An 8,207-nucleotide genomic window follows, 5' to 3' on the forward strand; every position below is an offset into this window, starting at 1 on the left:
GTGATAGCCGCTCTAATGCTGGAACTAAGGTCAGTGAGTAAAAGGTGTGATGATGGCCAATATCGCCTTTACTGAACTGGCGCACAATGCCGTGCACGCGCTGCACGACAAGGCCATCACGCAACATCTCAAGCTGAGCGGTTTTGTCCACCAGCTCCAACGCCGTTAAACCAGATTGGCGACTGGCCAGTTTTATCTCATAGCGAAAACCGTAGCAGCGCAGGCCCGCTTGCGCGCTATCAGACAGCGATTCCACACCTTGGTATTCACGCACCACTAACGTGTCGTCTGCCAAACCCTCCACGGTGAGCCTAAAACTTAACCTTGCCATCTTTTTCCCTTCCACATTTGAATGTCGAAAAACCTTAAGCTCAATACATAACTAGGCTACGTACTGAGCTTAAGGTTTTGGTGTGGGCCACTCACCCCAAGGACATGAAACACGAGTGAGCGACCCAAAAACTAAGCGTGATTACGCTTCAACAGGCTTGCGCCAGTCGTCAGAGCCTGAAGTACCCGCATTCACGTGATCCCACAGGATTTTACGGTAAGACATAGAAACCGTAACATTTTGTGTGAAGTCGCCGTTCGCTGGATCTTGGCAGTGTGGCATTTCACAGTGAATGTCCACGATAGACGCGCTTTCGAGTGTAGTAGTGAAGAAGTTCTCTTGCTTACCTTCGATAGAAGTGCGGTACCATTTTAGCTCAACCGATTTCATCTTCTCGCCAGACGCCAGTGCGTTATAAAGAAGAGGAACCGCTTTGTTTAGCGCTACGGTGAATTTAAATGGTTTGTGAACACGTTGACCAGAAGGCTGACCTGATTGTGGATCAGTCGGTACAGTTACAACGTGGTCAAATTGTTGAACCAACATTTGGTCTTCATGACCTTCAACGAACGCATCACCGATTGAATCAGTAGACAGAGCACCAGCAGTGATCAGGCCCTGAGTTTCGCCTTCGATAGAGATATAACATGGAGTTGGCATTGCAAATTCCTTACTTTAATGATGAATGGTATGAAACAAGTTCACTCGTCATAGAGCAAAGTCAGTGCCAACTCTATTGCTATTTAAAATCAAACACTTATATTGCAGACATTTTAAATTGAGCAAAAAACTGCCCAGCATGAGCAAGATATTGCTTCGATGGGTAAAAACTTACCCTCATTCTGAGACAGCCAGATGTAAAAATCCCGATTCACACTGTAAATCGGGATTTTGATGTTGAGACTTCACAAGGAACCATTCAACTCATTAAATTGCAATGGGGTTGACAACTATACCCTTGTCTCTAGCTTATAGTAGAGAGTTGCCAGTGGCGGTACACAGACCAAAATAGATTGATCTAAACCCTCACTCTCAACGTTTTCCGTCAGTACACGGTTTTTGACTTCAAAACCGCTACCGCCATAGTGTCTATCATCTGTATTAAGCAGTAATTGATACTCACCTTTGACAGGCATACCTAAACGAAAAGCTTGGTGAGGAACAGGAGTGAAATTGGTGATAATTAAAATACGTTCACCGCAGTCACTCATGCGCTCATGCGCAAGAATGCTCGCATCGGCCGCATCTTGTAAACGCCACTCAAAGCCACGAGGCTCACTGTCTAACTCAAAAAGTGCAGGCTCGGCTTGATACATCTTATTGAGATCTCGCGTTAAATTCTGCACTCCTTGATGGCGTTCAAACTGCAATAAGAACCACTGAAGTTGGTCATCATGATTCCATTCTGCCGTTTGACCAAATTCAGTGCCCATGAAGTTGAGTTTTTTACCCGGCTGGCCATACATGTAACCCATATAAGCACGCAAGTTTGCCGTTTGTTGCCACTCATCGCCGGGCATTTTGTTGTGGATCGAACCTTTTCCATACACCACTTCATCGTGTGATAGCGACAACACATAGTTTTCACTGTGTGCATAGACTAACGGGAAGGTGATGACGTTGTGATGGTATTTACGATGAACGGGATCTTCTTTTATATAGGCCAAACTGTCATGCATCCAGCCCATATTCCATTTGAAACCAAAGCCTAAGCCGCCCATAAAGGTTGGCGCTGAAACGCCGGGAAAAGCTGTTGATTCTTCAGCAATGGTCATAGCATTCGGGAAGTGTTTGTACACTTCTTCGTTCATCCACTTTAAGGTGGCAATCGCATCGTAATTTTCTCTGCCGCCATCCACATTTGGGATCCATTGATCATGGCTGCGTGAGTAGTCGAGATAGAGCATCGAAGCAACGGCGTCTACTCGAATGCCATCGATATGGAACTGTTCAAACCAATATAACGCATTCGAGACTAAGAAACGGCGCACATGTTCGCGGCCAAGGTCGTAAATATACGAACTCCAATCTTGATGCCAACCACGGCGTGGATCAGGGTCATGGAATAAAGGAGTGCCATCAAAATTGGCTAAACCATGACTATCGGCTGGAAAATGTGCGGGAACCCAATCGAGCACCACTCCAAGACCAGCTTGGTGACATTGATCAACGAAATATTTAAAATCATCGGGCGTACCAAAACGGCTCGTTGGCGCAAATAAGCCAACAGGTTGATATCCCCAAGAACCATAAAATGGATGTTCAGAAACGGGCATAAGCTCTACATGGGTATAGCCTAAATCCACCAAATAAGGCACCAGTTGATCAGCCAGCTCACGATAATTTAAAAATTCCCCCGCCGAATTACGACGCCAAGAGCCCACGTGCAACTCATAGAAAGAGAGCGCTTGCTTGCGCTTTTCGGTGATGGGGCGAGCTTGCCACGTACTGTCTTGCCATTCATAACGCCGATGATCATACGTCACTGAAGCAAACGAAGGGTATTGCTCGGCGTAGTAACCCCAAGGATCGGCTTTGTGCGGTAACCCTTCACCATGAGGCCCTTTCAATTCAAATTTGTATTGCGTACCTTCGGGTAAGTTGGGCATGAAAATTCCCCAAATACCGTAATCAAGGCGCTGCATTGGATTACGACGTCCATCCCATTGGTTAAATGCGCCAATCAAACTGCACGCTTTTGCATGCGGTGCGTAGACTAAAAAACGGATACCTGAGATTTGTTTACCACCACGATCCATAGTTACGAACTGCGAACCCATGTGGTGATACATCGATTTCGGCGTATGTAAATCATCATATTCAGCGTATAAACCATGGTACTGATATGGGTCATCGATGAGCTGTTCGACACCTGCCCAATCGACCGCCAATTGGTAGTGGGTAAAACGTAGATCAATGTCTGATTTGAGGATGAAACCCGACTCATCTTCACGCTCAAGTAGAATGCGGGGTTGATTTTCCACCACCAGCTCAACTTTTTCGGCACCCGGCATCCAAACGCGTAGCGCACCTTGATCGGGTGCAAGGTAAGGGCCTAAAAATGAGAATGGATCTGTAAATGATGCATGGGAAAGTTGGCTATATGCCTGCTTTAGCTTTGAAAGCTTTTTTGTTTTCATATCCCTACTCCTAACCTAACTTTCTTTAAACGTATAAAAATGCCCGCTAAAATGGCGGGCATACTAGCGAGGTTCAGTGTACCGAACTCTGCTGTTACATTGAGTGACCTAGACTAAAATTCTTCATGCCATGATTAAGAAAGATAACACTAAGCCACATCAAGGTTTATTCAGTAAGTGATTATTTACTTACACTCGCTCGCACTTCCGTTAAACGTGCAGCGATGCGATTGACATTATCACGCGCAAATACTTCATCCAAATTCATTGAAAGTTTACGACGCCAGTTAGGGTACTCATTAACGGTGCCCGGAATATTAACGGGTTTATCCATTTCCAACCAATCTTCTAACTGAATACTTAACAAGGTCGATGCACCAGATGCAACGTGCAATTGCAGCGCCTCACTTAAATACGAATCCATTGGAACAAGGCTTGCGTCGCGCCCCACACCCTCAGGCAAATAACCATGCCATGCCACCGAATCCAAAATGCCTTGTTTACATTTCAAACGGTCCTCAAACAAGGCTTCGAGCTGGGCTTGATCGGGGTACAAACCAATTTCGCTCCCCATTTTGAGATCATCGCAATGCCAGAAACCACGCAACGTTGGCATATCATGTGTGCACAGTGCCGACATCGACTGAGCGGCGTAATGTTTCGGTGAGATAAAGCCGCCATCTTCTGCGGTTTCAAAGAAGAACACTTTATAAGAGTGAACACCCGCATCGGCTAAAATATCGACGATCTCATCAGGTACTGTACCCAAATCTTCGCCAATCACGCTACATTGATGGCGGTGAGATTCCAACGCTAAAATCGCGAGCATATCTTGTACTGGGTAGTAGATATAAGCACCCTTAGTGGCATTTTCACCTTTTGGTACCCACCACAAGCGCAGTAAACCAAGTACATGGTCAATGCGCAGCGCACCACAATGTTTCATATTGGCGCGCAGCAGCTTGATATAAGCATCGTAAGCGGTTGCTTGTAATACTTGTGGATTAAGCGGTGGTAAGCCCCAATTTTGACCCAGTGGTCCAAGAATATCTGGCGGTGCGCCAATGCTGGCGTCTAAAATCAAGTTACCGGCATCAGCCCAAGTTTCAGAGCCTGAATCAGCCACACCCACCGCAAGGTCGCGGTATAAGCCGACCGCCATTCCTTTTTCTTCCGCGAGTGCTTGGGCTTCATTAATTTGGCCATCAGCAATCCACTGCAAGTACATGTATAGGTGAACTTTATCTTGATTTTCTTCGATAAATTTCTGTACTGCGCTGTTTTCAAAACGACGATATTTTTCAGGGAAAACTGGCCAGCCCCATACATTCGGATCTTGGGCATGTAAATCGACATGCAGCGCATCGAATGCCGCTTGGTGCACTAAGCTCTCACCACCTTCTTCAACGAAACTCAAAAAGGCTTGTGCGCGATCGCTATTTTTATCTAAATGGCGTTTTTTAAATTCGGTGAACAGGAGTGGCAAGACACTCATTTTTAATGTTGCAACTTCGGTGTAGTTTACCCAATGCGCTTCACGTACTTTCTGAAGACGTTGTTGAAACTCCGCACTGCCTACTTTTTGCTGCGCATCCGCACTCAAAGCAAATTCAGGCACTGAACTCACGTCAATGTATAAAATATTGAGCCAACGGCGTGACGATGGGCTGTAAGGACTCGCCCCTTCCGGGTTTGCAGGAAAGAGAGAATGAATCGGGTTAAGGCCGACAAAATCGCCGCCACGAGAGGCAATATCCGCCACTAACTGTTTTAAGTCGCCAAAATCACCAATACCCCAGTTGTGCTGAGTACGCAGCGTGTAAAGCTGCACACTCGGGCCCCACAATTTTTTACCTTCAGTAATAGGTGCTTGTTTGTAACAGGCTTTTGGCGTCACTATCAGCGTGAGCTCATACGGTGTTTTACGGCGTTTCCGTGTCACCAACAGTTTGTGATATCCCCATGCCAAATCGCTTGGCAATGCAAACACTAAAGGGCCACCCTCAGCGCGTTCATCACGAACGACTTGCGATTGAAGATAGCCTTCAAGTACCTCTCCTTGTTCGGTTTCTAAGCGCCAGTTAAATTCGCTTTCACGTGCGCTGGCACCTAGATAAAGTGGCACTTCCACCGCTTCACCTTCACGAATAACGAGAACAGGATCTAATACATCTTTCTTATGTTTCTTTTCTGCTGATTTCAGCAGCGTTTCATCATTGGTTGTGTCATAGCCCAAAGACGCCAATAAGCGGATAATGGTTTCATCTTCCACTTTCGCTTCGTCGCCCCACGCGCTTATGTAGCTGTCGGCAATGTTCGCCATCGCCGCTACTTGTTTTAATGCGTTTAGTTGTTTCATCGCTTTCTCCGAAGGGACTTCTCTCCCCTTCAAATGGGTAGGGTTTTATTATAATGAGTCACATAGAGCCAAGGCCCTAAGGCCTTGGCTTACTTGAAAATTAACGTTTAACGGTTTCTAATTTCCAGATGTTGTTAACGTAGTCACGGATACTGCGGTCAGAGCTGAACTTACCCACCAATGCGGTGTTAAGAATCGCTTTCTTCGCCCAGCCAGCCTGGTCACGGTACTGCTTGTCCATCGCCTGATGTGCTTGTACATACGAAGCGAAGTCAGCCAGCACTAGGTATGGATCACCACCATCAAGCAAGCTATCGAACGTGGCTTTCAATTTGCCCGGAGCGCCTGGGGTAAACTCTTCACCCACCAACAAATCCAGTGAAGCCTTAAGCAGCGGATCCGCATTGTAGTAATCATATGGGTTATAACCACTGGCTTTTAACGCTTCGACTCCGTCCACTTCCAAACCGAAGATGTAGATGTTGTCATCACCCACTTCCTCACGAATTTCCACGTTTGCACCATCCATCGTACCTATGGTTAAAGCACCATTTAGCGCCATTTTCATGTTACCGGTACCGGATGCTTCTTTACCTGCGGTAGAAATTTGCTCGGATACATCGGCAGCAGGAATGATGATTTCAGCTATGCTCACGCGGTAATCAGGAATGAAAACTACTTTTAGCTTGTTACCAATGCGCGGATCGTTATTCACTTTTTCCGCAATTTTATTGATGGCGTAGATGATCTCTTTAGCTAGGTGGTAACCCGGTGCCGCTTTAGCTGCGAAGAACACCACGCGCGGCGTCATATCGAACGTTGGGTCATTCACTAAACGATGATACAAAGAGAGAATATGTAACATATTCAAATGCTGACGTTTGTATTCATGCAAGCGTTTGATCTGCACATCAAAGATGGCATTGGTATCAAGCTCAATACCCATGTTCTCTGATACCCAATCAGCCAGACGCTGCTTGTTGTGCTTCTTAACCGCCATAAACTCTTTTTGGAATTTCGCATCGTCAGCGTATTGCGCAATCGCTTCTAGCTGGTCAAGGTGCGCTGGCCACTCAGTGCCAATTTTTTCCGAAATAAGCGCCGACAAACCTGGGTTACAAAATTTCAACCAGCGACGCGGCGTAATGCCGTTTGTTACGTTGTGCAAACGTGTTGGGTAAAGCTCGTGGAATTCTGGGAAAAGATCGCGTTTTACCAACTCCGAGTGCAGCGCCGCCACACCGTTCACAGCGTAAGATCCAACCACACAAAGGTTTGCCATACGCACTACACGGTGGAAACCATCTTGAATGATGGAGAGTTTTTGCTGTTTCGACACATCACCCGGCCACTTGGCTCGTACTTCTTGCAGGAAGCGGTGGTTGATTTCGTAAATGATTTCCATATGGCGAGGAAGCAAACGCTGGATCAACGACTCGCTCCAGGTTTCGAGTGCTTCAGGCAGTAGCGTATGGTTGGTGTAGGCGAACGTTTTTGAGCTGATCGCCCATGCTTCATCCCAGCCCATGCCTTTCTCATCAATCAAGATACGCATCAATTCAGGAATGGAAATCGTTGGGTGAGTATCGTTTAGCTGAACGGTTTGATATTTAGGAAGATCAGCAATGTCATGACCCGCAGCAGCATGACGACGCAAAATGTCACGCATTGACGCCGCGCTATGGAAATATTGCTGCATCAAACGCAGTGTCTTGCCTTTTTCGTGGTTATCGTTTGGATAAAGTACTTTGGTAATGTTGCCTGCATCAATCAAGGCATGCTGTGCTTCAAAGTAGTTACCGTTGTTGAAATCAGCCAGTGAGAAAGGCGCAATTGCGCGACATTCCCATAAACGAAGTGGGTAAACCGTGTCGCTTTCATAGCCGACGATCGGTAAATCCCAAGGCATTGCTTGGACAAACATACCCGGAACCCAACGGCGTTTTTCCACACCATTATCATTGATAACATCAACATGGCCGTAAAAACCAATCTCTTGTGCTAGGTGTGGTCGTGCCACTTCCCACGGGTAGCCTTCAACACAACGCCACGCATCAGGAGCTTCTTGTTGGTGGCCTTCATTAAAAGATTGCTTAAATAAACCATATTCATAATGTAAACCATAACCTACGGTTGGGTACTCTTGCGCAGCGCACGAATCCATGAAACATGCCGCAAGTCGCCCTAAACCACCATTACCTAAGGATGGGTCACGTTCTTCTTCTAATAAATCCGTTAGGTTCTGACCTAAATCAGCCATCGCTTCCGTGATTTGCTCATACAGGCCCATGCTGATGAGGTTGTTGCCCGTTAAACGGCCAATCAAGAACTCAAGTGATAAGTAGTTCAGACCCTTAGCGTTAACAATGCGCTCGTC

5 protein-coding genes are annotated in these 8,207 nt (G+C 46.4%); all 5 read right to left on the reverse strand.

The genetic code is table 11. The features are described from left to right. The coding region (locus AACQ42_RS15565; RefSeq protein WP_254918575.1) for a contractile injection system protein, VgrG/Pvc8 family at positions 1–331 on the reverse strand (331 nt) is incomplete at its 3' end. Positions 332–472: 141 nt separating this feature from the next. Continuing rightward, positions 473–991: an Hcp family type VI secretion system effector gene (locus AACQ42_RS15570; protein WP_013868180.1), complete on the reverse strand. Its 519-nt coding sequence runs from the start codon at positions 989–991 to the stop codon at positions 473–475. Positions 992–1,281: 290 nt separating this feature from the next. Then, a complete protein-coding gene (glgB, locus tag AACQ42_RS15575) occupies positions 1,282–3,471 on the reverse strand; it encodes a 1,4-alpha-glucan branching protein GlgB (RefSeq protein WP_094165583.1) in 2,190 nt (729 codons plus the stop codon). A gap of 181 nt (positions 3,472–3,652) precedes the next feature. Continuing rightward, a complete protein-coding gene (malQ, locus tag AACQ42_RS15580; protein ID WP_094165584.1) occupies positions 3,653–5,830 on the reverse strand; it encodes a 4-alpha-glucanotransferase in 2,178 nt (725 codons plus the stop codon). Between the two features lie 100 nt (positions 5,831–5,930). Continuing rightward, the coding region (locus AACQ42_RS15585; RefSeq protein WP_094165585.1) for a glycogen/starch/alpha-glucan phosphorylase at positions 5,931–8,207 on the reverse strand (2,277 nt) is incomplete at its 5' end.

This window comes from Vibrio sp. V12_P9A6T4, from assembly GCF_963874835.1.
Classification (GTDB): domain Bacteria; phylum Pseudomonadota; class Gammaproteobacteria; order Enterobacterales; family Vibrionaceae; genus Vibrio; species Vibrio anguillarum.